At 60.8% G+C, this 240-nt stretch carries 1 protein-coding gene; it reads right to left on the bottom strand.

All coding sequences use genetic code 11. The annotated features are described in order from the left end of the window. A partial coding sequence (locus tag ACYOEI_RS41445; RefSeq protein WP_462856518.1) for a transposase occupies positions 1 to 240 on the bottom strand: 240 nt, incomplete at both ends.

The following is a 240-nucleotide window of genomic DNA, read 5'->3' as shown; positions in this document are numbered from 1 at the left end:
TCTTGTTCCGATACTTCGAATCCCCCCACAACAGCTTCAGTCGAGACCGATGTTCGGCCGTCAACTCCCCCAGGACCTTGGGGGCGATCGTCCCGTCGTCAGCCGACGCCACCGTGACCGCGACCGCCAGCAGTAAACCCAGCTTGTCTACGATGATATGGCGTTTCCGCCCGTTGATCTTCTTGCCCCCATCGAACCCACGGCTCTCGGCGTTCTCCGTCGCCTTGACCGTCTGACTGT

It is taken from the genome of Singulisphaera rosea, from assembly GCF_054877945.1.
Note: the sequence above shows the minus strand (reverse complement) of the source record. Positions and strands in the feature narration are given on the sequence as shown.